The sequence below is a fragment of the Collinsella sp. AF20-14LB genome, from assembly GCF_003459505.1.
In the GTDB taxonomy this organism is placed as follows: domain Bacteria; phylum Actinomycetota; class Coriobacteriia; order Coriobacteriales; family Coriobacteriaceae; genus Collinsella.
Window position 1 is genome coordinate 1 of sequence record NZ_QRWD01000044.1, and the last position, 526, is coordinate 526.

1 protein-coding gene is annotated in these 526 nt (G+C 71.5%); it reads right to left on the reverse strand.

The window, feature by feature from the left end; all coding sequences use genetic code 11:
• Positions 1-60 precede the first annotated feature (60 nt).
• Positions 61-526: transposase (locus DWX63_RS11575; protein WP_233514548.1), on the reverse strand; the 466-nt coding region annotated here is incomplete at its 5' end.

Sequence of the window (526 nt, forward strand, 5' to 3'; positions counted from 1 at the left end):
GGTGGCGCGCGCAGACGTGGTGTAAGAGCGTCCCGAGGTCCGTCGCTGCAAGTCCCGATGTTACTCCTTCTTGAGACCGCGCCTCTCGACTATCTCGTCCACTATCTCCCTGGCGCGCCGCCCGAGCGCGCGGCGCCTCCCCTCTGTCGGGGCCGGCCTGTCCGCGGGCTCGGCGAAGCCCTCGGCGGCCGAGGCCTCGGAGAACACGCGCTGCTGGGACCACTGTCCCTCGGTCTCCATGAGGCTCGCGCACGTCAGGCGCAGCATCGACTCCCTCGAGGGGAAGGACTGCACGACCCTGTAGCGGCGCTTGATCTCGCGGTTGGCGCGCTCCTGGACGTTGTTGGTGCGGAGCTTGGCCCAGTGCGCCCTGGGGAAGGCCGTGAACGCCAGCGCGGAGTCCTCGGCCTGCTCGAAGACCTCGCCGGCCCTGGCGGACACCGACGCCACCCAGGGCGCCGCCTCGGCCCACACGCAGCGCGCGAGGTCGGGGTCGTCCTGGTAGACCGCGGCGTGCACGAGGTCC